This window comes from Treponema bryantii NK4A124, assembly GCF_000421345.1.
Lineage (GTDB): Bacteria > Spirochaetota > Spirochaetia > Treponematales > Treponemataceae > Treponema_D > Treponema_D bryantii_B.
The window spans coordinates 12,995-38,368 of sequence record NZ_ATWV01000016.1 but is presented as its reverse complement, the minus strand read 5'-3'; the positions used below and the strand labels follow the sequence as shown (position 1 = coordinate 38,368).

At 41.3% G+C, this 25,374-nt stretch carries 17 protein-coding genes; 7 read left to right on the top strand and 10 right to left on the bottom strand.

All coding sequences use genetic code 11. From position 1 onward, the window contains the following. Nucleotides 1-42 precede the first annotated feature (42 nt). Genes G626_RS0113410 through G626_RS17715 form a run of 3 tightly spaced genes read right to left on the bottom strand, consistent with a single transcriptional unit; the run spans nucleotide 43 to nucleotide 8,691 of the window. Nucleotides 43-1,512, bottom strand: a complete 1,470-nt coding sequence (locus tag G626_RS0113410; protein WP_022933304.1) for an HD domain-containing phosphohydrolase — start codon at nucleotides 1,510-1,512, stop codon at nucleotides 43-45. Then, complete coding sequence (locus G626_RS0113405; RefSeq protein WP_022933303.1) at nucleotides 1,499-2,632, bottom strand: hypothetical protein; 1,134 nt, start codon at nucleotides 2,630-2,632, stop codon at nucleotides 1,499-1,501. Before G626_RS0113405 ends, G626_RS0113410 begins: the two co-directional genes overlap by 14 nt. Before the next feature lie 14 nt (nucleotides 2,633-2,646). After that, entirely contained in the window at nucleotides 2,647-8,691 is a 6,045-nt protein-coding gene (locus G626_RS17715) for an Ig-like domain-containing protein (RefSeq protein WP_022933302.1), read from the bottom strand. 130 nt (nucleotides 8,692-8,821) lie between these two features. On the opposite strand from G626_RS17715, the gene G626_RS0113395 reads away from it, so the two are divergent. Continuing rightward, nucleotides 8,822-9,562, top strand: a complete 741-nt coding sequence (locus tag G626_RS0113395) for an NAD-dependent protein deacylase (protein WP_022933301.1) — start codon at nucleotides 8,822-8,824, stop codon at nucleotides 9,560-9,562. Between the two features lie 27 nt (nucleotides 9,563-9,589). Here the strand turns inward: G626_RS0113395 and G626_RS0113390 are convergent, their stop codons facing one another. The 4 genes from G626_RS0113390 to G626_RS17710 all read right to left on the bottom strand — a co-directional run bounded on the left by G626_RS0113390 (nucleotide 9,590) and on the right by G626_RS17710 (nucleotide 16,154). Beyond that, on the bottom strand, nucleotides 9,590-12,538 hold the full coding sequence (locus G626_RS0113390) for a hypothetical protein (protein ID WP_022933300.1): 2,949 nt from the start codon (nucleotides 12,536-12,538) through the stop codon (nucleotides 9,590-9,592). 33 nt (nucleotides 12,539-12,571) lie between these two features. After that, nucleotides 12,572-14,149, bottom strand: coding sequence for a glycoside hydrolase family 9 protein (locus G626_RS16770; RefSeq protein WP_022933299.1), 1,578 nt, complete (start codon nucleotides 14,147-14,149; stop codon nucleotides 12,572-12,574). 88 nt (nucleotides 14,150-14,237) lie between these two features. After that, nucleotides 14,238-14,864: a hypothetical protein gene (locus G626_RS0113380; RefSeq protein ID WP_156003352.1), complete on the bottom strand. Its 627-nt coding sequence runs from the start codon at nucleotides 14,862-14,864 to the stop codon at nucleotides 14,238-14,240. Between the two features lie 66 nt (nucleotides 14,865-14,930). Then, the gene (locus tag G626_RS17710; RefSeq protein WP_196800498.1) at nucleotides 14,931-16,154 is read right to left on the bottom strand and encodes a C40 family peptidase; all 1,224 of its coding nucleotides are present in this window, start codon (nucleotides 16,152-16,154) and stop codon (nucleotides 14,931-14,933) included. A gap of 24 nt (nucleotides 16,155-16,178) precedes the next feature. On the opposite strand from G626_RS17710, the gene G626_RS0113365 reads away from it, so the two are divergent. Then, on the top strand, nucleotides 16,179-17,432 hold the full coding sequence (locus G626_RS0113365) for a hypothetical protein (RefSeq protein ID WP_033421889.1): 1,254 nt from the start codon (nucleotides 16,179-16,181) through the stop codon (nucleotides 17,430-17,432). Nucleotides 17,433-17,543: 111 nt separating this feature from the next. Here the strand turns inward: G626_RS0113365 and G626_RS0113360 are convergent, their stop codons facing one another. After that, nucleotides 17,544-19,316: an AMP-dependent synthetase/ligase gene (locus G626_RS0113360; protein ID WP_022933294.1), complete on the bottom strand. Its 1,773-nt coding sequence runs from the start codon at nucleotides 19,314-19,316 to the stop codon at nucleotides 17,544-17,546. Between the two features lie 84 nt (nucleotides 19,317-19,400). Here G626_RS0113360 and rsmI point away from each other — a divergent pair, with 84 nt between their 5' ends. From rsmI to G626_RS0113340, 4 genes are all read left to right on the top strand, one after another. Beyond that, entirely contained in the window at nucleotides 19,401-20,108 is a 708-nt protein-coding gene (gene rsmI / locus G626_RS0113355) for a 16S rRNA (cytidine(1402)-2'-O)-methyltransferase (protein ID WP_022933293.1), read from the top strand. Nucleotides 20,109-20,129: 21 nt separating this feature from the next. Next, complete coding sequence (locus G626_RS0113350) at nucleotides 20,130-20,417, top strand: flagellar biosynthesis anti-sigma factor FlgM (RefSeq protein WP_027727202.1); 288 nt, start codon at nucleotides 20,130-20,132, stop codon at nucleotides 20,415-20,417. 148 nt (nucleotides 20,418-20,565) lie between these two features. Then, nucleotides 20,566-21,714 (top strand): iron-containing alcohol dehydrogenase, encoded by a 1,149-nt coding sequence (locus G626_RS0113345; protein ID WP_022933291.1) that lies wholly within the window; start codon nucleotides 20,566-20,568, stop codon nucleotides 21,712-21,714. Then, on the top strand, nucleotides 21,714-22,529 hold the full coding sequence (locus G626_RS0113340; RefSeq protein ID WP_022933290.1) for a TrmH family RNA methyltransferase: 816 nt from the start codon (nucleotides 21,714-21,716) through the stop codon (nucleotides 22,527-22,529). Before G626_RS0113345 ends, G626_RS0113340 begins: the two co-directional genes overlap by 1 nt. Here G626_RS0113340 and G626_RS0113335 read toward each other — a convergent pair. Both G626_RS0113335 and G626_RS18315 read right to left on the bottom strand, forming a co-directional pair. Beyond that, nucleotides 22,526-24,031: a hypothetical protein gene (locus tag G626_RS0113335; RefSeq protein WP_022933289.1), complete on the bottom strand. Its 1,506-nt coding sequence runs from the start codon at nucleotides 24,029-24,031 to the stop codon at nucleotides 22,526-22,528. The genes G626_RS0113340 and G626_RS0113335 overlap by 4 nt on opposite strands. Nucleotides 24,032-24,295: 264 nt before the next feature. Next, on the bottom strand, nucleotides 24,296-24,463 hold the full coding sequence (locus G626_RS18315) for a hypothetical protein (protein WP_022933288.1): 168 nt from the start codon (nucleotides 24,461-24,463) through the stop codon (nucleotides 24,296-24,298). On the opposite strand from G626_RS18315, the gene G626_RS0113325 reads away from it, so the two are divergent. Continuing rightward, nucleotides 24,429-25,313 carry a diacylglycerol/lipid kinase family protein gene (locus G626_RS0113325; protein ID WP_331270667.1) on the top strand — a complete coding sequence of 295 codons (885 nt, stop codon included), beginning with the start codon at nucleotides 24,429-24,431 and terminating at the stop codon, nucleotides 25,311-25,313. The two genes, G626_RS18315 and G626_RS0113325, sit on opposite strands and share 35 nt — an antisense overlap. Nucleotides 25,314-25,374: the final 61 nt, after the last annotated feature.

The following is a 25,374-nucleotide window of genomic DNA, read 5'->3' as shown; positions in this document are numbered from 1 at the left end:
CAAAATATTGATAAATATTTAATACAAGTTCAGCATGACGGCTTACACAATCTTATCAAGAGCATCTACTACTTCCTGGTCGTAGAAACCAGGCTGTTCTTTAAGTGTATTAACGGCAGTTTCCTTATCCATTGCACCACGGTAGCTTCGCTTACTTGAAAGTGAAACATAAGATTCTGCTACACGGATAAGACGTGCAATCTGTGGAATCTCGTCACCCTTGAGTCCATGAGGATAACCTGTACCATCAATATTTTCATGATGCTTTGTAGCTGCATCTTCAAATACGCTCCAGTATTTCTTTGGAACAAATTCAAGATGTTTTTCTGCAAGATTAACATGCTCTTTCATTGCCTGTTTTTCTTCTTCTGTAAGCTGAGTTGCTACAAGAAGATCAGGATCAATTGCAAGGAAGCCCGCATCGTAAATCATACCTGCACAGAAGTTGAGCATTGCCATTCCCTGTGGAAGTCCAAGCTGAATAGAGAGCTTATATACAAGTTCAGATACGTTCTTAGAGTTATTTTTACGACCTGTTACATTATCAATCTGCTGGCCGATTTCTTCACACTTAACGGCAAGCTGTTTAAGTTCTTCTTCGTCTTCTTCTGAGAAAGTAACATCAGGAAGTGCTGCTGCAGGAGCCCAGGTAGAAGAACCTGCAATTCTAAGAGAAGCATTTCCACCATATATGTCTGTAATTCCACCAAGCATAAGGCGGTTTGTCTGATTCTGGTTTGCAGCAAGCATTTTGAAAGCCTGTGCATACTGTTCCTGCTGGTACTGGTTTGCCTTTGCAGCTTTCTTAATGATTACCATAATCAAAAGAACAAGAAGAACAATAATAACGGCAATTGCGATAATTGAGATTGCAATTACACGGGTAGATCTTTTTGTTTCTTTAGCAGATTCAGAGAAGGCATCTGTAAAGGTATTTCCCATATCCTTAAGGCCAGATTCAAGGGCATTCTTAAAATCTTCCTGCCCCTGCTTTGTTGCTTCAGCCTGCTTCTGCATTGCTTCGGCCTGATCTTTCATAGCCTTAGCCTGTGCTTCCATAGATTCCTGCTGGGCTTCAAAGCGCTCCTGCTCTACTTTACGCTGAGCAGCAGTTTCTGCCTTCTGGGCAGCCTTTTCTTTATTTTCCTGATCCTGTTCAATCTGTTTTACAAGCTTTTTAATAGTAGTATTTTCAATATTAGGATACTTCTCGAGATTCATCTTGATATCGATAAGTGCCATATCATCATATTTCTTCTGAAGGTTCAGAAGTTTCTGTTTGTAAACGTTCTGCGCAAAGAAAAGAACATTCGCCTGTGAAGATTCATCCTTAGCAACTGCAAGAGCCTGATTTACATACTTGTAAGCATCTTCAACATTTCCATCGTCATATGCCTCGTTTGCTTTATCAAGGAAGCGCTGCGTAAGATCTGTTGTTGCCGCAAATACCTGTGCGGTGAAGCACGTCACTAATAATACGATTACAATTCGTTTAAGTTTATCTAACAACATTTTCCACTCCAATAGCTACAATTAAGCTGGCTCGGTTTTCAAAGCCCTCTTCCTTAAGGAAGAACTTATCTCTAACTCCTATATTAAAATTTAACTTAACTTTTTCCAATTCGGCAAATGGAATCGCAATATTCATTGCAACTCCTGCTGCCGCTGTTACATCCGGGTAGAACAAATGTCCGGCCAGCCAGTCTGCTCCTATTTCTAATTTAGCAGGACCAATTGCAACATTCGCAAACTTAACTCCAATAAAAGGAGAGTAAAAGTTATCAAGAACGCCTGCAGTCAGTGGTGCCGTTTCAGATTTACCTGTTATAATAGCATTAAATCCAACTCTAATAAACAGATTTTTTGAAATATTTGCAATTGCATATTTTACTGCTGCTTCAAGGTCTACAAGGAGCGGAACAATTTTACCTTCATCCTCTGAAAGCGGAATTGTAAGGAATTGTCCTCCGACAAAGGCTTCTGCTCCAAGCACATTTTTATTTTCCATTACATATTCATAATCAAAATCTAAGGAAACACCGTAATGCAGAGACTGTATTTCAGATGCATTATCCATCAGGAAAGCAAGGTCAACAATTCCAAGATTAAGTTTCCAGTTTGTACTTGTAAGTTTTGTTTCTTTTCCAGAAACATAAACTGAACCACCGGAAGTTTTACTTGCAGCAACATATTCTTTTTCAACATTGCCTCTCTGCTTTTCTTTTTCCATCTGTATTCTTGCAAGCTCATACTGTCTCTGCTGTTCAACTTCAAGCTCATGCTTGCGCTGAATTTCGTAGGCATCAGAAATCACAGAATACATTTCAACTGCTTCTTCATTATCAAGATTATTCTCAATAATAACAAGTGTTGCAGCCATGGCAAAATCATAATCGTTATTTACAATCAGACGTCTGATTTTTTTCTGCGTGTAGTTTTCCATTAAATAGTAATACTTATCGTTTACATTTTTCGAAAGTACACTATTCAACTTATTCTCATCTTTTGCAGAAAAGCAGGAGTCTATCTGTTTGTAAACTTCGCTTACATATTCTTCCAGGGCAAAAAGACTACCTGAGAAGAAGATGAACAAAACTGCTAACAACAGTATTTTTATTTTTCTTCCAAACATTCTAACTCCTTTGCCTAGAAGATATTTGCTCTGAATCCAAGGGCAATCTGAGGAATAATACTCTTAATATCTGCTCCAGAAACGTCCGTAGGAATAAACCACAAAGAACCTTCAGTATACATAGCGAATGAACTGAACATCTTTACATTCTGAAGCTTAACCTTAGGGAATTCTATCTGAGCCAGCAGTGAAGAAAGAATCTGAGCCTTTCCACTGTTAGTTTGAGAGAAGAGGGCAAACTCTGCACCTACGGCAAACTGTGCATAGAGCCAGTCCCAGTCATGTCCCAGGAAGAAACTGAACGGCAGGGAAGCAACATTTGCCAGAATCTTAAGGCTAAAGATATTTCCTCCGTAACGCATTTCTGTAAGGTCAACCTTAAACAGGTCTGATACTGCGTCGCGCTGCTGCTGTGTAAACTGTCCGTAAGAAGCCTGTACTTTTACAACATCATCAAAGAAGGTAAGTCCGGCACCTACTGCAAACAAGCTTGCACCCCAGAAGCGGAAGTCTACATAGAGACCCTGAATGAAGGATGGAATCTCATATGCAGATTTATCACCCTTACGCAGAGTTACTGTTACGTCCTCAAGCTCTACATCATCGTTTGAAAGTCCGGAAGCATTAAGTACCTGGTTATAACGACCACCATTTACAGGTGCAATCAAACGGATTGAAGGTGGTGTATTATCAACCTGAATGATTGTTCTTGTAATAGCAGTTTCTCCATTCTTCATTGTGGCACGAATAAGGAAGAAGTGATAACCTTCTGCAATATCCTGATTTTCAATACGGTACATCCACTTCTCATTTTTAGAAAGTTCTGTGAATGTCTTACCGTTATCAAAACTTATCTCAATTTTTGCAACCTTCTTAGCGGCAGTTGCAGCTTTCTGTTCTGCAGTTGCTTCCTTAGTTCTTGAGAAGAGCAATTCATCTTCGCTGATGGAATAACCAGCCTGACCTCTGATATAAGGACGATTGATAGCAAAGTCTCCGTAAGTAAAGTTTTCAATTGTAATCCATGGTCCAACTGGACTATAGGTAATTGTCTGGTTTCGGGATCTTACAACCTTTCCTGTTGAAAGAACTGTATCTACACGGTAAGTGTGAACGCCTTCTTCAATCTTATCTGGTCCAAGATCAAACTTAAAGAAGCCACTGCTTGTAAGAGTTGTTTCATCGACCAGCTTATCATCAACATAAAGATTCAGAAGAGTAATTTCATTTTCTGATTCTGCCTGTCCGTAAACTGTGAATACACCATTCTTATGCTCTCCTTCAAGCGGATAAAGAATATCTACGGTAGCAGGTTCAATATTCTTTTCAAGGTGAATATTACGGCTGACATTTGTAATGTTTCCGGCCTTATCTTTTCCGGTAAGTTCTACGTTATAGAAGCCGTCCGGCAAATCGCGCATATCAATTGTTTCACCAATGATACGGTCAATCTTGAACGGTCGAACATCCGGCTTTGAACCTTTTTCAAGGTTACGGATTGTAAGATAAAGTTCTGTAACTTCAACATTATCAAATGTATAACCGGAGAAGAATAGCTGTCCTGTTGTAGTTGAATCATCAAGAGGAAGTTCAAGATTCAGTTCTGGAGCATCGTTATCAATATTGATAAGGCTGGAATAGAGACCCTGAATTCCATAATTATCTGTTACCTTAAGGAAGACTACCTGAGTTCCACCAGGAATTGCGCGGGTATCTACAGTGTAGCTCCAGTTCTCTGTACCAACAGCCTCGTTGTAAGAGTTACCGTTATCAAGAGAAACCTTTACATTTGCAATACCGTTCTTATCGCTTGCCCAACCAGAAATTGTTACAATCTTACGTACTGAAGTATCAATAGTAGGTTTTTCTACAGCACCCTTAGGCTCTTCAAGAGAGATACGGTAGGTTCTTTCTACCTCTGGACCCTTTACTCCGTTGATATCTACTGCGTATACAGTAACTGTATGCTCGTTATCTGTCATTGTTGCAAGCGGTACATCAATAGAGAAGCTTGTATTTAATTTATATTCTGCATCAGGGCTGGTCTGCTTGAATACTTCTTTTGTAGAAACCTGTTTGTATTCTCCGTTATCAATCTTATAGAAGATAGAAGATTCACCATCATCATCATAAACAACGCCCGAAATTGTAAAGTCGCGGGTAATTACCTGCATATCTTCCGGAACGTGGATTTCTGCACGAGGCAGGTCTGATTCATTATCAATACTGAATGCCCATGACTCAATTGGAGTTACGTTACCTGCATCATCAGTAAAGGCAAATGACATTGCATCGCTGATAGGTGCTTCCGGTGTACCAATATGAGTGTAAATAAGAGGATTCAAGTCTATTGGCAGACGAACCTGTGAGCGGCCCTTTTCTGGAGGAGCAATATACTCTGCTTTTGCAAGCAGGGCATTATCCTTAACTTCAAATACAATCAGGTTATCACCGTTTACAACATCTACTTCCTGAGGTTCAATTACTCGTACCTCTGGAGGTGTTACATCTTTATAAGCAGATGTATACACGTATGCTTCATGACCAGATGTGTCGCGGGCACGCATATTAATTCTGATAAGGCCATCCGGCAGCTCAGAAATATTTACATCTTTAGAGAAGGTTACACCAACTCTATTGTTATTCTTACTAAGATCAAAGCTTTCCCAAGTCTCTCCGTTATCAAGAGAGTATTCTACCGCTCTGATTCCAAGAGGATGAGCAGCTGTTCCCGAAAGCTTAAAGGTATTTCCTACCCACTGGAACAATTCCGGAGTAACAAAATTAATTTCCGGCAGGTTATTGTTTGCAATAAAGCTCAAAGGAGATGAAGTGTGAACATCACCAAAGCGGTCTGTCACCCTTACCACAACATTTTTGTAAACACCGTCTTTTTCTGCAGAAAGAGTAATAAGCTTTCCGTTTGTGTCTACAATAAGTCCCTGAGTATTAGAAACAAGCTCTACCTTAAAAGGAGCATTGTAATTTACATAATAGTAGAATTTTGAACCATTGCTCAAAACGTAATTATTATCTACTTCGTCATAAACAGTTTCTGCAGCAGGCATTGGATAAATGCCTTCCTTATCATTAATAAGGTATTCCTCGTCCTGTCGGATAACTGTAAAGGAACCGCTTACTGTCTGTTCAAGCGCTCCGGCTTTAATTGTAGCGCTGATCTTGTTTACGCGGGAAGGAAGATTTGAAACAGGAATTTCTGCAATCCAGCGCATAGGATTATCTGGAGTTGGTTTTGTAAGTTTAGCAGCTCCCTTCTGACTTACAAGACCACCGGCAATTTCCTCTCCGGTAACTTCAAAGTTTACAGAATTAACTGCAGCACCTGTATCAATATAGAGACGGATTGTTGCAGTATCTTTTGAGTTGTAAGCAAGAACTACAGGCATTCCGCTGAAATATTCTGCATCATTAATCTGAACAATATGGGCAGAAAGCGAAGGCTTTTTAACAGCAGTATACTTAGCAGCTACAAGTTTATTTTCAACAGTTGAAGAAGCAAAGCCTAAAGGATTATTTCCTTCAATCATATCTGAACGATAGAAGGCCTGGTAGTCATTTGTCATTTCGCCCTGATAAACAGCAAGGGCATAAACATCAAAACCGTCTGCCCAGTAAACTGCAGGAGCTTTTGGAGCCGGCATTTTTCCGCCCTGCTCTTCTACCTCCGGAATATTTTTAACTGCAATTCCTTTAGCAAGCTGATTTCCACCTGCACTTTCGGCAATAAGTTCAATAATATGAAGACCATAGCCATAGCTGTCTGCGTTGAATGAGAAGCTGAAAGAACCGTCTTTAGCAACATCAACTTTTGTAAAATCATCATTTGCAGAAGGGGCTGTTACAGTTCCAATAATTCCCTTTGCAATATCGACCTTTGCAGACATAACACGATACTTAAGTCCACCGACACCAGTTTCGCAGCTTACATTACCGCTTACAGTTACCGGCCCTTCCAGACCGTTTATTGCTTTATTTTCTGAATAATCATTTATAGAAATCTGAGGCAGTGCTGTATCTGCACGGAAGCGTAACTGACGCGATTCAACAGTCTTGCCCTTATCAGTTTTGATTCTGACAACAACAGGCTCTGAGCTTCCTACAGCTTCCTGAGGAATAAGCTTTATAAGATTTCCCTGAAGCTCTGCTCTGGCAAATTTTGTAGCCGGAACAAGTTCTACAGAAGAAGCATTTGCACCTATTAAGTAACCGGTAACAGGGAATTCCATATTACTGATTATTGAGCCGTCTTCTCCAACTGTACTGTCGTCAAATACAATCTGAGGTTCTTCAGATTTTACTATAGTTGTATTAGTTACATAATAAAGAGCTTTATATGTTGAAACACGGCCTATAACATCTTCTGCAGTAACAGTAAGGTTCATTACACCCTTTGCTGAATCAGGCAGAACAGGCAGAGTATAAGTATAAGAAGTTGAATTTTTAAGATCTACCGAAGTTTCTGCTCTACCGTCATTACCCCAGGTTACTTCAGAATTTACCTTTACAATACCAACGCCGGAAGAAATATCAACCGAGAAGCTTTTTCCGCTTTCCGGATGGATTTCCATACCGTTTACAAAGTCTTCGCCGTCTTTACCACTGACAATCTTTGGATTTTCAAAGACCGGAGCAATTCCACGGGATACGATATTAATTGAAACAGGATTTCCTGCTACACCATTTACATCTACTGCTGTAACGGTTACCTTATGATTTCCTGCCGAAAGATCTGCTGCAGTACAAAGATGATAGTAGAATACACCCTTTGTTTCCTGTACAATCGGTTCATTTCCATCCAAAATAATACGTACTTCTTTTACTCCATCAGGGTCTGTTGCAATACCGCGAACAAAAAGAGGATCTTCATCACCAAAATTCTGGCCGTCAACCGGTTCCGAAATTGTAACTACAGGCTTATCATTTTCCTGATTAAGGTTAATACTCTGAGTTACATCTACAACGTTACCAGCCCGGTCTTTTGCGTGAATCGTAAACTTTGTGGCTTTATCTTTGCTGGAAAGAGTATCTACATTTACAGCCCAGTATGGGTTACCTGGAACAAGTTCAAACTCTCCTGACTGTGTTCCAAAGGTCCATGAAAGCTCTGTTACACCTATTGTATCTTTTGCATAACCGGCAACTGTAAAAATACCGTCCATTACCTGGTCTGCTGCCGGATAAACAATTCCTACATCCGGTTTTGTATTATCAATAAAATAAAGGAATGAATACATTCCCACAGAGCCTGCCATATCTATAGCCTTAAACCAGAGAACGGCAGGTCCATCATCAAATTTCTTTGTATCAACTGTAACTGTAAAGTCACAGAGAGCCTTATTTTTATTTCCGCCGAATTTAAGAGGAATAAAGTTTTCTCCATTATCTGTTGAATAATAAAGCTCTTTAATTCCGTTTCCGTCGGAAACTATACCGTCAAATTTAACGTTACCAGAAACAAGAATACCCATAGCCTTGTCCTGAACTTCTGTTACCGGCTGTTTACGGTCCAGCTGCCAGGTGAGCGTATAAGGGTTACTTACACGAGGCTCATCATTTATATCGTAACCAATTACTTTAATTGTATGAGGACCTTCTTCCAGGTCGTTTGTGTCGAGATAATATGACCAGAATTCTTTTCCTTCTGCAGTTACATGCTTTTCGATATCGGTGCCTTCATCAAGGACGAGGTCTACCCTTGAAACACCATCATCATCAACACAGGTACCTACAATATTAAGGTTACCTACAACACGCATATTTGGATATGGGTTTGTAATACCACAGATAGGAAGGTCTGACTTTGGATCAAGATAAAGGTTGTGAGGACCTTCAATATGGACATTTCCACCCAGGTCGCGCGCAGTAATCATAATGTTGTATTTTCCCGGCTTGCGGCTGTCCAGATCAAACTGTTCCTGCCAGCTGTTCATATTCTCAACAGCAATATCTTCTATATCACCTTTACCGTGAGCAAAAAGCGATGTTGCCGTGAGAATGGTTAGAATGGAAATAAAAAAACTTTTTTTCAGTTTAATCATTAAACACCTCTGTTTTTCGAAAAAAAATCCTTTAATTTAAAATCCCTCATTATATTATCGGTCGAATGGCATTGTTTAATTAGAAAAAGTTGAGTTATAATATATTTAAACTTTTATAAGGAGAGCAAAAATGAGTGCATCAAATATAGCAATTTTACAACAAATTGTTAATAAAAGCAAAAAAATTGTTTTTTTCGGTGGTGCGGGTGTTTCTACAGAATCCGGTATACCTGATTTTCGCAGTGTAGACGGACTTTACAATCAGCAGTGGAAGTATCCGCCTGAACAGATTATAAGCCGCACCTTTTTTTATCAGAATACTCCGGAGTTTTACCGTTTTTACAGGGCAAAGCTGCTGCCTCAGGGCATTAAACCAAATGCAGCCCACTACAAGCTGGCAGAACTCGAGCAGGCGGGCAAACTTCTTGCAGTTGTAACCCAGAATATTGATGGCTTACACCAGATGGCCGGCAGCAAAAATGTTTTTGAACTCCACGGCAGCACTTTACGTAATTACTGTCTGGACTGTCACGAATTTTATGATGAAAAAATCATTATTGAAAGCGAAAACTCCCCTGATAAACTGCCTCACTGCAAAAAATGCGGTGGTCTTGTAAAACCGGATGTAGTTTTATACGAAGAAGGACTTGACCAGCGCATAATTGAAGGAGCAGTTAAGGCTATTAAGGCTGCAGATACCCTGATTATTGGCGGTACATCTCTGACCGTTTACCCTGCAGCCGGACTTGTAGATTATTTCCATGGCGAAAATCTTATTTTATTAAATAAATCCAGCACTCCGCAGGACAGCATGGCTACTCTGGTTATACATGAACCTATTGGCGAAGTACTGGGCCAGATTAAAGTATGATGTCATCCTCGGGCTTGACCCGAGGATCTAAAAATTCATATCTAAGCCAAGGGTTAGGCGGATTCTTTCGGCCGCCTTTAGCTCTTTATCTGTATTAATTGTTATGCTGTATACAGAATAAACATTCATTTTATAGTTAGAATTTGAAAAAACTCCAATATTTGGTGTTAATTCAGCTCCTGCTTTTATATATACAGAATCCAGATAATACCCCCTGCCATCTCCAACTGCCTTAAAGTATTCTGCAATCTTTGAAGTCTGAAAGCCGCCATAGTTTGCCGAGCCGGCTGTTCCGCTCGCAGCATAACCAGCCGACATATATAAATCATTAAGGTAAACTGCCGTAATTCCCGGAAGTGCTCTCTGGAAATCCGCTGAAAAGACTATGGTTTCTACTGAAGCATCAAAAACTGCACGGCCAAGTGTATCTTTATCAACATTTGCAAAAGCATAATTTGAAGAAGATGGTAAAACTCTTACACTTAATGTAAGAGGAAAATTATAAGTGAAACTATATTGTGATTCAAATGGAAGAAGATGAGGAATATACAGCCTGCCTGCAGCAGAAAGTACAGAAATATCTACATAAGTAGTTGCAGGTCCGCTTAAACTTTCATCTATTCTTCTTCCATAACTTACTGAAAGTGCAAGTCCACGGTTTTCATAACGGCCGGGGCCTGCTTTTCTGGCATTTGAATATGTTAAAGATACAACATCCTGCAAAGAATAAAAATATTCTTTCTCAATTCCAAAAAGCGCCGTTGCCTTATTAGAAAGCGTTATTTTTGAATTATTCCCAATACCAATACTTGAAGAAGCAGTAAAGGAGCCGCCTCCCTGCTTCCAGCCCCTTGCATCAAACTCAGACTTAACTTCTGTCTGGGTCTGAAAAAGAGAAGTATCCGTACCTTTATTAAACTGCAGGGAAAGGCCTGCTGTATCGGTTTTGAAATCCCAGCCGGAAGTAAGAACAAAAAGTTCGCCTGCCCCGCTTGTCCATGGCGAAGCTGTTATATAACTTGCTCCAAGTCTGTAAGACAAGATATCTGCTGTATCAGAAGCCCTTGGCCCTATAAAGTCTGGACTATAACTTCCAATGGGAATCAGAATTCCATGTATAATATATGGAAAAGGATTATAAGCTTTTGAAAGACCTGAAATATTCTGCAAGTCAGAAAGTGATTCCCCCTCGCCGCCTGAAGCTAAAGACAAAGACCTGTCTGTAAAATATTCATCATCTTTTAAAATCAAAAGTCTGTTCTGGCGATAGAATTCACCGGTATAAACGATTTTCCCTTTCCACCAGACAGGTTCAAAAATACCGCCGGAAATGTCGAAGCTGCCCAGATAAAGTAGGGCAGAAGAGTCTGTGTCTGCCTGGTCTGTCTGCAGACGGCCGGCCCTTGGTAAAGTTCCCTGCCGTGCATAGCTGAAGTAAAAGTCATTCTCCGGGCCAGAAGAAAGTGAATGCACTACCATTCCCTGTGGAAAAACAAATTCATTAAGCAGACTTCCGTCCACGCCGCTTATGCAAAGGCTGTAATTAAGGCCCTCTTTTTTAAGCCAGGCAAATGTGCCGTCGCTCAAAGGTGTAAAAGCGTAGGGGTTAGTTTCCGGATTAAAGGTAATTTCTTTTATCAGCTGGCAGGCTCTTATAGAACTGCCAGCTTCCTTCAGCTCTAATTTATAAATTACAATAGAATATTTCTGATCAAAATATTTCTGAGCTATAAGGTAATAGCCTTCCTCGGCAGCCAGAAGAGCCGCTTCTTTTAAGCCTTCATCTTTTACCGTATAAAAGGAATGGCGCTCTATGTCGTATATTTTCACACGACCTTTTATTGTTGCGGCCCCATCGCTAAGATAAGAGGCCGCTATAAAACGTCCGTCGCTGGAAAGGCGGGCACCTGTAAGCCCCCTAATAGAAAAGATTTCACGGGCTTTAGCTTCCCCTTCCTGTAAAAATACCCGGCCTCCAAAGCGATCCGTCCATATAAGTCTGTTTCCTCCGGCATTTAAGCTGCCATACAGGGAACCCGCCTTATTTAATTCTGAATAATCCTTTAATTCCGGCTGAAAAAAGTCCTGAACTTCCCCACTCTTTACCGGATTTGCCGCAAGTTCAGGAACTTCATAATCTTCTGCAAAGGCCTTCCAGGCTTTTTTTAGTTTTACACCAAAAGACTTTTTAAAAGCCCCGGTTATGGTTATGTTTTTTCCATTTACAACCCTATACCAGAACTCAACATAGGCTTCCATTCCATATTTTTTCTGCAGCCAGTCGTGAAAGGCCCCGTTAAAATAATAGGGTGCCCCTCCAGGTGACACATCGGAAGCACCTGAAACATCATGATATGATGGAAACTGTCCCTCAATTTTTGCCTGTTTTACATAATGCTTAGCATATTCATCATTTAATCTTCCTTCGCCGGAAGTACTTTCACTTACTACGGTTGCACCTTCTGCCATTCCTGTTGTTACAGCAAGCATTCCCGGAGCAAATTCATCTCCAAAAACCTTTCCCATTACCCGCCAGAATCCGTTTTTCATATTAAAAGTAACTGCATGGGTAAGCTCATGGCGGAAAGTAGAAAGCAGGGTTTCTGAGAATACAGCAAGTTCACTTGCCCCGGAAGTTCCGGTATCGTAAATTGCAATATGATTATAGGGCACTGCCGTCCAGAAGGCATTAAACTGATCTACTGCAGGAGTAATTATAAGGGGCATTCTGAAGGCAGGTCTAAGCCCGTATTGCGCGGTAACTTCATCATAAATATCATCTGCCTTTTCATATAAAATTGTGGCACTTACCTGGCATCGTTCCGGATAAATAATATCAAACCACTGTGTTTTTAAGACACGAAGTCTTTTTTCACCCGAAAACATTCCGCCGTGAGCAAAAACTTCTGCGCACAGTAAAAGAATAATTACAAGTGCACTAATTTTTTTACATATCTTTAACTTTCTTTTCTGCATATTTATAATATCCCGCTCCTTTAATGGGGGATATTATATAACACGGAAAAGCACGTAAACAAGAGCAGAATTCCAGTAAATGGCTACTTCATTTGTTGAATAACTTGGCTGGGCATCTGCAAAGCATTTGAGCGGCGGGCGGCCGGTAAGATGCTCTTTTGCATAAGCGTCCAGTAAGGCCGAACAAGGGCCTCCGCTAAGCATTCCAGGATAAACCTTTCCGCTTGCCCCGCTTGGTCTGTGATGGGGATTAAGAACCTGCTTTGTACCGGCCCCGGTTACATAGCAGTAATTAAGCGGATTACAACCAAAGATATAATCAATCTGAGCCTTAGCCGCATCCTTAAAATCTTCGCGGCCTGTAAGGTCATATGCCATGAGCATAACATGAGCAAGGTCGCAGATTGCTCCGTTACTTCCCCACATTACAAATTTTGAGCAGTATTTAAAGACAGACCCATTACTCAGGGTAAGATACTTTTCTGCCTGGCTGATTATCCCGCTGCTTATTTCTGCAAGAAGTTCTTCCGGCAGCTGATCTGCAACTTCGAGAAGACATTCTGTTCCGTAGCCGGTAACAAAAGGCCAGCCAAAGCCTTCCTGCCAGCCGCAATTCCATGGATGTTTTGGATCAGTGTTGTCCTTTTTTTTGTCTTCGCGGATTTTCAATGCCTGATTAAGATAATTTTCTTCACCTGTAGCGGCAAAAAGAGAACAGAGGGCAAAGTAACGCTCATCGCGTACATCGCGGTCGCCATAACCGCCTGTAGTAATTTCAGGAGGATTTATATAAAGCTCATCATCATGAGAAAAAAGATAGGTCTGAGCTTTAAGGGCTGCATCAAGAAGTTTCTTAGCAAAAGCTTCGTCGTGTTCCGGACCTTCTGCCTTGTAAAAGCCAGAAGCATAAGCAAGACACCCCGCAAAATCTGCCGTAGCGGCTGTAGAAACCGGTGCAAGAACAAGCTGGTCTTTTTCTTCCTGCGGCATTATAAAAGGACAAAAGTGATAGCAGGAGATTTTATGATAAACCGCGCCATCATCCCTCTGCATTTGAAGCATCCATTCAAGTTCAAATCTTACTTCACTAAGAAGATTAAAAGATGCCGCCTTTTCCGGGCATTTTTTATAAGCCAGCAACAGATCCATAACAGCTTTTGTACCGGCAACAATATAGCGGCCATAATCACCGGCATCGTGCCAGCCGCCCTGAACATCTTTTTTTTCGCCAGTTCCATAAACCTCGGCAGTACCTGTATGGCAAAGGCCCTGACCGCAGCGGGAATCTGTAAAATATTTTAGAGTAGAAAGAGTAACTTCATCATAAACTTTATCAGAAATCTTAAAATCAAAACTTCTGCCCGCTCCCACGCTGACATAATAGTCGCCTTCAGCTTTTACTGCAGAAAAGTTGCCGGTAAAATACCCGCTGCCAGACTGAGGGTCTTCGGCAGCTTCATAAAGTGAAGCAGAAAAAACAACCTTGCCGTCTGCTTTCTGGCATACAGAAAACTCTTTAGCTTCCCCCTTTGCCTCTTTGCTTACAACAAGGTTTTTCTTATCATGTGGCCTGTAACCAAGCTGATTAATAAAAATTTCTGACTCTTTCATAACATAACGTTATACTGATTTTCAGAAAAATTAATTGAATAAATGTCTATGCTTGTAGTTGAAAATAATACGTTATCGCTAACTTGTTTTAGAAATTACCGCAGAATACTTGTGTCAGCGGATATGTCAACGTCTCTTTACTGCCGTCTTTTGAAATCAAATTGATTTTTACAAGACTCTGGCTTACTTCTTTCGCTGCAGCTTCCCCGTAAAAAGACCCCAGCATTTCCAGATATTCTTCTTCGCTCATGTTTTCATTATTAAAAACTGGAGCCAGAAACAAATCCAGTGTCATGCGGGTCTGTTCATCTGCATTATTATAGAAATCTTCCAGACTTTTACGTGTTATGGCAGCCTTAAGCTTTCCTTTTTCTGCCTTTAGTATTCCTGAAGAAAAAATATAAGAGCTCTTTGCTTTGTCGCTCATACTGATAGTAACAGCAGCTCCGGCTTTCTCTTCGACCTTTACATCTGCAAAACCTGCCTTTGCAAGCTCAAAAGAAACAGAATCAGGATCAACAAGAGAATCTCCTGCCAGGCCAGACGCGCTGGAAATCATTTTTGTAAAGGCCTCTCTTGCCCCGCCTTCAAAACGGATAGCAAGAGAATCGTCTGCCTTCAGAGTAAGAGTTACTTCCGTAGTGCAGGAAGTCAGGAGAGTAAGTATTAATAGTAAAAAAAGTGGTTTCGATACGACGCTAAAGCGTCTACTCAACCACCGGTGGTTGAGTGCCCGAAGGGCGTATCGAAACCACCATGCAACAGAGTTCATCATATTCAACTATTTAAACAAGCTGCCGGGATTTAAGGTTACCCTTATGCCTGTAAAAAATACCAGACCGGCAGAAATTGAATTAGTAAATGACAGTGCAGAATTGTCAGGACTGTTAAAGACTGTATAACTTATATCCTGAACAACCTGTCCCTTTACTTTTCCAATGTTAAGTGATGGAGTAGAAAGAGAAACTCCTATTACACCAGGAAAAACAGAAGCCTTTACTTCTTCGCCGGTTACCATCATATTTGCATTTCCAAAGGTAATAACCGGTCCTGCATAAAATCTGAAATAGTCATTAACAGTTGCTGAAAAATAAACCGGTATCTGGAAAACTCCAAGTCCATAATTAAATCTGAAGCCAAAGCCTAAGCCCGGTTCCAGAAACCATTTTGTATAACGAACATTTGTCTGAAACTCAAGACCCCGCCACTGGAACATAAAAGAATTTGGAGAAATAAGAGACCAGTTGCAGAATAAAGCGGCATCTGCAGCAAGAACATTCAAGCCTTCTGCATCCGGATTATAAAAACTGCTGCCTTTAAAGTTTACATTGCTGCCACCCGAACGAGCCCCGCCCGAACATCCTGCAGTTTTAGGATTATCATCATCAATAAAATCTTCTTCATCAAAATCATCAGAAGCTCCAGCCCCTCCATGTTTACCTGATTTTATAAACTGACCGCAGGCAACATATTTTGGCCGCCAGTAATCCTGTTTAAGAGAAGAGATAATAACTCCAGTATTAGGACCATCGCTTATAGCCGAAATAAACTGATTATTTCCTATATAAATACCAACATGAGTAATTGGAGCTGTATTATTGGTCTTAAAAAATAAAAGGTCGCCTACTTCCTTATCCTTATCTGGTACAATACGGCAGTAATTGTAAAGAGCCTTTGCCGTACGGGGAAGCTGCTTTTGAATAGATTCGCGGGCACAATAATATACAAGTCCTGAACAGTCAAATTTATCCGGACCAACAGCTCCAAGCACATAAGGTGAGCCCACGCATTTTTTAGACTCTGCTACAAATTTTTCGCGCATAACCTGAGCCTCGGCCGGCGAGGTGTCTTCTGCACAAAGCTTTACACAACACAAGCAGAAAACCAGCAGTAAAAGCGAAAGAGTTTTTTTAGCGGCCGCACGAGCCCCTTTATCAACAAAAAATGCTTTAGCATAATCAAAAATCTTCATAATTATATTGTCGTAAGTTTTTTTAATAAACATAACCTTCATTCCGATAATCTGATTATGAAGAATTCAAAGAAAACATCAAAAAAATCAAAGAAAAACTCGAAGGCATCTTTTATATCCAGAATAAAAATCTCTAAAAAGAACATGCTGATTATTATTGCAGTAATCTGCGGCCTTCTTGTAATTACCGGAAGCATTATTGGTATACGTACCTACAAAAAACGTATAACCGACCGAACCGTACGCATTGCCTTTTACGGACTTTCCGAGGAGCTTTGCAATATGATCAGGGAAAAAATACCTCAGGAAGAAGATATTATCTTAAATTTTGATGTTATTTCTGAAGGGGCTTTTGATACATCTATAGTGAAGCAAAAATACGATATGCTTTTTACCTGGAAGGGTGAAATTACAGACACACTTGCTGATTCCGCAGAAGAAATTCCAGGCAGAATATTCGAAGCTATTCCAAGATCTTTAAGAGACAAGGATAAAAAGTGCATTCCGATTCTGCTTGATCATTGCGAACTGGCTTTTTATACAAAAGTACTCAAAGAAGCAAATGTTGAAGTTCCTGCAAGCTTCACTTCATATTTAAATTATCTTAAAACAGCTAAGAATAAGGTGTTCAGCCCGTTTTTCTGTAACGGAGCAGAAGACCGGATTTTAATTGATTTAGTGGGTGCAATTGTACTCGCAGAAGGCGGACTTAAAGCCTATCAAAAACTGATTGAAGAGTTTCGCAAGGCCGAAAATCTGGAAAGCCTGCTTGATGTAAAGCTTAACAGCAAAGACCTTACCCTGCGTTCTGTTCTGGATATGCTTAAAGGCTGGCCAAAAGAAGGTTTTACTCATCCTTCCTGGTATAACGGCCGTGGAAATGACCTTTTATATTTTGCAGAAGACGGCCAGCTTGGTTCCTTCTTTACCCTGCTCAGCGAGCACAGAAAGATTCCGTATAATGTAATTAAAAACTATGAATCTTATTTATTTCCGCCGGATGTAAATGCCGATAATTTTGGTCTGCTGGCTCCTGCAGTTTCTGCAATGCTGCTTTCTGATAATTCAAACTGTAAACGCTATATTGCAGAACTTTTTACAGAAGATACACAGACTGAATTTTCTGATAAGTCTTGTCTCGCGCCAGTTCACTACCGGGCCCAGGCATACGACCGCCAGGCAGACGACGTACGCTTCTGGGCAGCTTCATGTGCCGGCGGCGCCCAGCCAGACCTCTATCTGGCAGTTTACCAGCGTAAGCCGGAAGAGTTGAAGAAGATTTGTGAAGAAATCAGAGGGTATGTTAGATAGTGGATTGCCACGGTGGTTTCGATATGGCCTTCGGCCTACTCAACCACCGGACGTTCTGTGCATACGGTGGTTGAGTGCCGCGAAGCGGCGTATCGAAACCACCGTTATTTATTAGTAGGTCTTAGCCACAAAATTTCGTTTAACTTTCTGCGAAGTAGTCATTTCGAGCGGCTCCTTGAGCAGGGTGACTTTCGAAATCTGTGAATAAGCCTGGAAATTCTTGTTTACCTTACTTACAATCTTCTGTACGGCATCGCGAACTTCATCCTGAACAAACTCGTTATTTCGCTCAACTCCAAGGGTCTTGTATAATTCATCACTTGGATAAATAAGCGCTTCAATTTCTTCAGAAGTTTTATCCTCATCAGAATAATATCCGCGGACAGTAACCTGCTGAATTTCATCGTAAAGCTGGAAGGCGTCTTCAATTTCTTCCGGGTAAACATTTTTACCGCCGCTGGTAACAATAAGATTCTTTGCACGACCGCAAAGCTTAATGTAGCCTTCTTTATCAATACTTCCAAGGTCACCTGTTTTAAGGAAGCCGTCTTCTGTAAACATAGCCTTGGTTTCTTCGGGCATGTTGTAGTAGCCCTGCATTACCATAGGCCCCTTTACGGCAATTTCACCAACTTCCTCTATTCCATTCTTTGTAATTACCTTTTCCGGATTCAGGATTTTTACTTCCTCGTAAGGGGTAAAGGCGCGGCCGACACTTTCAATCTTAAAGTGCTCAACCGGATTCAGGGCAATAATAGGAGAGGTTTCTGTAAGACCATAGCCCTGTATAAAATCAATACCCATAGAGTTGTACTGTCGGCAGACGCTGGCAGCAAGTGGACCACCACCGGAAATTGCAACACGCAGGGTGTAAATACTTGCCTGCTCGAGAACAGGCTTAAAAAAGCGTTTTCCAGGATTTATCTTGAAAATCTTTTTGATTATAAAAGAAAGCCAGCTGATAAATCCAAGGAGACCTGCTACAACCGGCCCCTTTGCCTTAATTCCCTTGCGGATGCCAGAAAGCAGCTTATTATATAGAAGAGGAACACCCAGCATAACGGTGATTTTTCCTTCTTTAAGCTCTCGAAGCAGCTTGGAAACAGCCATGCTCTTACCAAATACTATGCTGGCACCAGTCATCAGCGGATTGATGAAGGCCGCCTGCATTGTGTAAGCATGGTGAATTGGAAGCAGAGCATAGAAAACATCTGTGTTGTAGTGGTTAAAATGGCGCTGGGCAATAAAACCGTCAGACATAAGGTTTCTGTGAGAAAGCATTACACCCTTTGGTTTTCCTGTTGTTCCAGAGGTAAAAAGAATTGCGGCAGTATCATATTCGTTGCATGGTTCGTTCTTTTTATCTTCTGCTACAGGCTCCGCTTTAAGGTTATAAATAAAGCGGTCTCCTGCTTCCGGATTTATAGAGTAAACTTTGAGTTTTGGAAAGTTCTTTGTATATATTTCTGCCTTTTCATCATCGCAGAAAACAAAATCCGGCTGAGCTGTGTTTACAATATTTACAACTTCCGGCTCATGCAGGCCGTTATCAACAGGAACTACAATTCCGCTTGCAAAAAGTGCTGCAAGGTAGACTGTAGCCCATTCCGGTGAGTTTTTACCCATTACGGCAACACGATCACCTTTTTTAAGGCCATTTGCAGTGAGCCAGTTTGTCAGGGCTTCTACGTTTGCCAGAACTTCGTTATAAGTGAGGCTGCGCTTAGAATCACCCGGACCATCAAAAGCTACAAAACAAGGCCTTTCGCCGTTACGTTTTGCCTGAATACGCACAAGCTCCGGGAATGTTGGCCATTCGCCTTTAAAGTCTGTGCCCCTGAAATCATCAAGATATTTCCATGGAATATTGTTTATGTCTGCCATAGTTAATATTTTACACCACAATCCTAAGTAACGCAAAAATAAAAATGTCTTGCATGTGCCCCCTTTTCATTCTATAATATATGCGTGGCAAAGCTTTTTGTTGTTGGAACTCCGATTGGGAATCTTGGTGATATAACTTACCGTGCAATTGAAACGCTCAAAAGCGTAGACTTCATTGCAGCGGAAGATACCCGCCATACGCTGCAGCTTTTGAATCATTTTGAAATCAAAAAGCCGCTTATTTCCTGCAGGGCCCAAAACGAAAGAATTGCTGGGGAAAAGATAGTCAAACTGCTGGAAGAAGGACACGATATTGCTTATGCAAGCGATGCAGGAACTCCTGGAGTTTCTGACCCGGGAGCAGTTCTGGTAGATGTCGTTCGCCAGGCAGGTTTTGATGTGGTGCCGATTCCAGGCCCGGCTGCGTTTGCAACTCTTGTGAGCGTTGCGGGTACGGGCGGTAAAACACTTATTTTTGAGGGATTTCTTTCTCCAAAACCAGGAAGGCGCCGCAGCCGCCTTAAAGAGCTGATGGAAACCGGAAATGCGGTAGTTATTTACGAAAGTCCGTTCAGAATTACTAAACTTCTTGCGGACATTGCCGATATTGAAGGTAACCGGCGCATCGTTGTAGGACGTGAATTGACAAAACTGCACGAAGAGATAACCAGTGGCACGGCCGTTGACCTGTACAATGATTATTCTTCGCGACAATCCATAAAAGGTGAGTTTGCAGTTTTTATTTCTGGTGTAAAAAATATTAAGAATTCTGAAGAATCTACCGATAATTAAAGGGTAGAGGGGTAGGACGTTATGATGATAAATGGTGTAAACAATGTTACTCAGGTAAACAATGTTCAGAATCTCCGCAAAACCGAAAGCTCTGCAAAGGTAGACCGCGAATACGATTCTATCAGCGTTTCTGCAGAAGCCAAAGAAATGGCCGAAGCTTACTACCTGGAGAAAGTAGCTAATGAGACTCCAGATGTAAGAGCAGATCGCGTTGCCGAAGTAAAAGAAAAGCTCAAGGATCCTAACTACTTGAATGATGCTGTTATTAAGTCAGCTGCAGATAAGTTCTTGTCTGCACTTGGTATCTAACAGTGGTCTTTAACAGACACGAAAAAGACGGAAGGAGCTTCCGTCTTTTTTTGTTTACGGTGGTTTCGACAAGCTCAACCACCGGTGATTGAGTAGCCCGAAGGGCGTATCGAAATCACATTGTATATAAATAAGGAAGAGTTATAAAATGGCAGATTTAGCATTCAGAATCAATCCAAATATTATTTTAGGCCCATACACAATTGCACGACTGGGTGCCCAGGTACACGAATGGGGTTCACGCTATATGGTAATTATGGACCCTATGCTTAATGAGGCCCAGCTTGCAGGCCAGATTATGCAGTCTTTAATTGACCGCAAGATTGAAAGCTTTGTATTTGCAGAACTCGCAGAAGGCCCTACCACCCAGGTTATTTCACGCGCTCTCGGCCTTGCAAAAGAAGGTCATGTTCACGGAATTATCGCAATTGGTGGTGAAAAGGCCATTCAGGTAGGCCGCGCCGTTGCCGCTTACTACAACGAAGTTCACGATTTTTATAACTTTGTAGACGGAGCCCTTCCTACATCAAACGCAATTCCATGTATCTGTATTCCAACAACCTACAGAAGTCCTTTTATGTTTACCCAGGACATTCCAATTGTAGATTCAAGAAGCCATCAGCTTAAGTTTCTGCGTGTTCAGGGCGGTGTCTGCAAGCTTGTTCTTACAGATCCTAACCTTATGCTTACCCTTACAGACAACCAGAAGGCTTCACTTTCCATTGAGCTGATTTCTATTGCAGTAGAAGCATACCTTTCACAGAAAGCAAACTTCTTTAGTGATATGTTTGTAGAAAAAGGGCTTGAGATTCTTTCTTACGCTCTGGACGGTTCCCCTACTCTCGACATTACAACTCCGGCAGAAGTGCTTCTGGCCCAGGCAGGTTGTATGATTTCTCTTGGAGCCGCCGCTTCTTCTGTGGGTATTGGTACTCTGCTTTCTTTGAGCATTTATTCACGCTACCACAAGTCTAAGTCGCTTATTTCTTCTATTCTGCTGCCTTTCCAGCTGGAAGATCTGACAAAGTTTAAGCTTGCAAAACTTGATAAGCTGGCTCACATTCTGCGTGCCTGCCCTGAAGAATCAAGCGGAGAAGATGCAGCAAAACAGTTTACCGAATATGTACGCCAGAAGATTGCTAAATCTGCTCTGCCAACCCGTCTTAAAGACTTAAATCTTACAATCGAACAGCTTTCTCTGCCGGTTGAAGATATAAGGGCTGTAAACCTTATAAACAATCTTCCACGCAGTATGACCACAGACGACTTGTTTGATTTTGTGAAATTAGCATATTAATGATTGAACCCGGAAAACTTTTTCAACTCGAAGGCGGTCAGAAGCGCCGCAAACTCGCCCTCACCTTTGGTGCCCTTGAACGCGATATTTTAGGAATTGCAGAAAAAGGCACTGAGTACAACTATAGTCTGCCGCGCGCCGAATATATAAAGCAGGTTGCAGCAGTTTTACTCCGGGATCCGAAGCTAAGCAAAGATGCCGGCGCGCGCATCCGCGCACTGCTTGCGGCAGAACCGCTGGACGAGCTCCGCCTTTGCAACTACGCCCGCAACACCCTGCTTGAGCTGCTCGGTACATTTCCTGCGGAATGGGACCTTGTTATCGCGCCCCACAGCCCCGGCACTGCCGAAGACGGCACCGTCCGCGCCCGCGACTTTTTCCCTGGAGTCTGTGTTTACGCAGAAGATATCCGCTCGCCCTTTAACATTGGTTCAATTTTCCGTACTGCAGAAGCAATGGGTGCAGAAAAGGTTTTAATTTCACCCCACTGTATAGACCCGACACAGCCAAGAGCTATCCGCTCCGGCATGGGCTGCATAGAAACTATGGGCTGGGAACGCTGCGGGCTCGACCAGCTGCCGGCAGACCTTCCTGTATTTGCCCTGGAAACCGGCGGCACAGACATAAACGATTTCGTCTTTCCAAAACAGGGTATCTGCATAATCGGTTCAGAAGAGCTGGGGGTGAGCCCCGAAGCCCTTGCCCGCGCCACTTACGGCACAGTCACAATCCCTATGAAGGGACTTAAGGCATCGCTTAATGTTGGTGTGGCATTTGGAATTTTAATGCAGAAGTGGGTAGAATCTTTAAGCTAGTCTTCGCCGTACTCTTTTTTATAGCCTTCGATTAAATCCTTTGAAAGCTTATTAAACTGATTCTCATCAATAATATTAAAGAGCTTAAGAGCGTACCTGTCGACCTGATAAAAATCGACCATACCGCGGGAATAAAAATCTACCATTTCGGCAAGATGAAGAATTGCAATTCTGTTTTTATCTTCTTCCGGAACAATAGAAAGTCCATTCCAGCCTACAAGGTCATAATAAATGCTTCTGTCAAAGCCATAGCGTTTTGCAGCCACCATACTCAAATAAGTAGAAGCATTTCTATGCATAAAGAGGTCAAGAATCTTGTCACCATAATCAGTATACTGCTTGCTGAGCTCGGTGATATAGTCCATCTGATTTTTACTTGCACCAGCAAGAAGAACTGCACCAAGACTATTAAAGAGTCCCAGAAGGTACATATGATTTTCATCCTGAGGGAAGGTATCTTTTACAGAGCAGTTCATATAAAGCATATAAGTATAATAAGCAACCTTTCTTGAGTGCAGTAAAATCCGTTCAAAGAAGCCCTGATTTTCTACTAAGCGGTTTCTTGGATTACTTTCGCTGTAAAGATATTTTAAATCATAATCAGAAAGCAGTGCTATAGCCTTCTGCAGATTCAGGAATTTATTTTCCTTATCAACAGCCGCTCTTATAGCAAGCAGGGACAAAGACAAATCCTTTCGAACTACTTCATTAAGAGCCTTGCGGTCTATAGGTTCACTTGCATTTACAATCTTATTTGCTTCATCAAAATGCTCTTTAAGAATTGGAATTGAATCTTCAAGATTAACAAACTCATAAGAAAGCATTTCTACACCGGCAAAAACGGTTTGATTACAAGGAAGAATAATTCTTGTTACAGTTTCATCATATTCAGAAAGTACCTGGTAATTTTCTTTAGAAAGACCTACCTTCTGCAGCATAAGAATGATGATGATGATACCAAGACCGGCACCTTCAGACTGGTCGAGTACGTTTGTAAATACCTCGTCCATTTCCTTATACTGCTGAACACTGTCCAGCTTCTGCTGAATTCTTTCCTTTTCAAAAACTGTTAATGTACTATTATTTCGGATTTCTATGTAGATTTTATCGGCAAGGATTCTAAGTGAAAGTTTTATATAAAGGCCGGCTTTTTTCTGCAGCTCAAGATAGTGGTCAATATTTGTAAGGGTATCCATCTTAAAGTTTTCCATACCCTTTTCATAATCCTCAGGATTATTTATATCCAGCCCCTTTTCCTGAAAGTAGACGCGCTTTGTATTTGCCTTTTTAGCGTTGGTCAAAAGCTCACTCAAACAGAAGTTCAGATATTCCTTAAGATGATCCTGGTGACATTCTTCAAGAAATATTTCCATTATTCCGCGAATATAAACCTCTGTGTTTCGAGGCAGGGTATAAGAGGTCATTTCTATTGGCAGCTGTAAGCCAACAGATGTCTGAATCTTTTGTCTGTCAATCTCTAAGTGTTCTTCTAACTCATCCATTTATAACAAATATTATATACCCTAAATACCATAAATTGCAAAAGAATAATAATCTTCAAAACTATTACAAAAATCTATTTGACTAAATTATATAAGCGGTTTTATAGTTAAATATGGACTTAAATCTTACACCCCAGGATATTGCTGAATGCATAAGCTCCCTTGTAGCACGTAACAAGCTGTGGAGTAAAAAGAAGGTTTTTCTTTATTTTATTGCAAATAAAACAGCCGGGTGTTTTACAAATTCTGCAAAATCAGAAAGGCTTAAAAAATATCTTTCCTCTGTTCAAAAAGAAGCCATGCCCCAGCCTGAATGCGCAGCTTCTGTGTCTTATAAGATTTTTCTACTGAATATGCAGGACATGCAAAAGATTTAACACAATCTGTAGTAGCCCAGCTGATTGCAAGTGATGAAGCTGATACTGAAAGCATTATCGTTACTGCGGGCGGCGATGGTACTTCTCTGGAGGTTCAGACTGCACTTTTTAAAGAAGCCATGCAGGGGCCAAAACATCACGATGCAATTACAAATCATATAACAATCCTGCGCTTACCGCTTGGTACCGGTAATGATGGAACTGATGGTCATAAAATCGAAGAAACCATTGAGCTTTTACGCGGCGGTCTTGTTTTTGCAAACGAAAGAGCTGTAAGAATCTATCCGGAAAAAGAGCCTTCGGAAGCTGATATTCTTGCAAGTGCGGATGGAAAAAATCCTGCAAAATACGGAGATCCGGATTTTCTGCCTCCATGGTATGCCTTTAACATTGCCAGTCTGGGGCTAGACGCCTACGTTGTTCATATGACTAACACTGTAAAAAAGAAACTGCCAGGAAACTTTTATCATCTTTGCGTTCCTCTAAGCGGCTTTACTTACGACAAGGTATTTCCTCTGGGCAATGCTAAAATCGAAATGTTTGGTAAAGATAATGTAAAAACTGATGAGATAAATATGCCTTTTACCTTAATGGCCTTTGGTGCTTCCGGCTATAGGGTTTACGGTGGTGGTCATAAGGTTTTACCGGATGAAAATAACTTCTGCCTTGCTCCAAAAATTTCCCTCTGGAATCTGATTAAAGAAAATCACCGCTTTGTAGACGGCTCTTTTAAGGGCACTCCAATCGCATCCCTGCACACTGTAGAAAAAATTAGGCTTTCTTATGACAAGTCTATTCTCATGCAGTGCGACGGCGAAACTGTTATGCTTACACCGGCCCACTTCCCTCTGATTATTGAGCTGACTGATCCCTGCCTCAGGGTTCTCAAACCGGTAAGTTTGTGATAATCTAAGCGTGTCACATAGATCCTGAAACAAGTTCAGGATGACAAATACGCGTCATGCT

Coding starts and splice junctions, on each gene's coding strand:
- G626_RS0113410 (WP_022933304.1), bottom strand. CDS start 1,512: ATGTTGTTAGATAAACTTAAACGAATTGTAATCGTATTATTAGTGACG.
- G626_RS0113405 (WP_022933303.1), bottom strand. CDS start 2,632: ATGTTTGGAAGAAAAATAAAAATACTGTTGTTAGCAGTTTTGTTCATC.
- G626_RS17715 (WP_022933302.1), bottom strand. CDS start 8,691: ATGATTAAACTGAAAAAAAGTTTTTTTATTTCCATTCTAACCATTCTC.
- G626_RS0113395 (WP_022933301.1), top strand. CDS start 8,822: ATGAGTGCATCAAATATAGCAATTTTACAACAAATTGTTAATAAAAGC.
- G626_RS0113390 (WP_022933300.1), bottom strand. CDS start 12,538: ATGCAGAAAAGAAAGTTAAAGATATGTAAAAAAATTAGTGCACTTGTA.
- G626_RS16770 (WP_022933299.1), bottom strand. CDS start 14,149: ATGAAAGAGTCAGAAATTTTTATTAATCAGCTTGGTTACAGGCCACAT.
- G626_RS17710 (WP_196800498.1), bottom strand. CDS start 16,154: ATGTTTATTAAAAAAACTTACGACAATATAATTATGAAGATTTTTGAT.
- G626_RS0113365 (WP_033421889.1), top strand. CDS start 16,179: ATGAAGAATTCAAAGAAAACATCAAAAAAATCAAAGAAAAACTCGAAG.
- G626_RS0113360 (WP_022933294.1), bottom strand. CDS start 19,316: ATGGCAGACATAAACAATATTCCATGGAAATATCTTGATGATTTCAGG.
- G626_RS0113350 (WP_027727202.1), top strand. CDS start 20,130: ATGATGATAAATGGTGTAAACAATGTTACTCAGGTAAACAATGTTCAG.
- G626_RS0113345 (WP_022933291.1), top strand. CDS start 20,566: ATGGCAGATTTAGCATTCAGAATCAATCCAAATATTATTTTAGGCCCA.
- G626_RS0113340 (WP_022933290.1), top strand. CDS start 21,714: ATGATTGAACCCGGAAAACTTTTTCAACTCGAAGGCGGTCAGAAGCGC.
- G626_RS0113335 (WP_022933289.1), bottom strand. CDS start 24,031: ATGGATGAGTTAGAAGAACACTTAGAGATTGACAGACAAAAGATTCAG.
- G626_RS18315 (WP_022933288.1), bottom strand. CDS start 24,463: ATGCTTTCAGTATCAGCTTCATCACTTGCAATCAGCTGGGCTACTACA.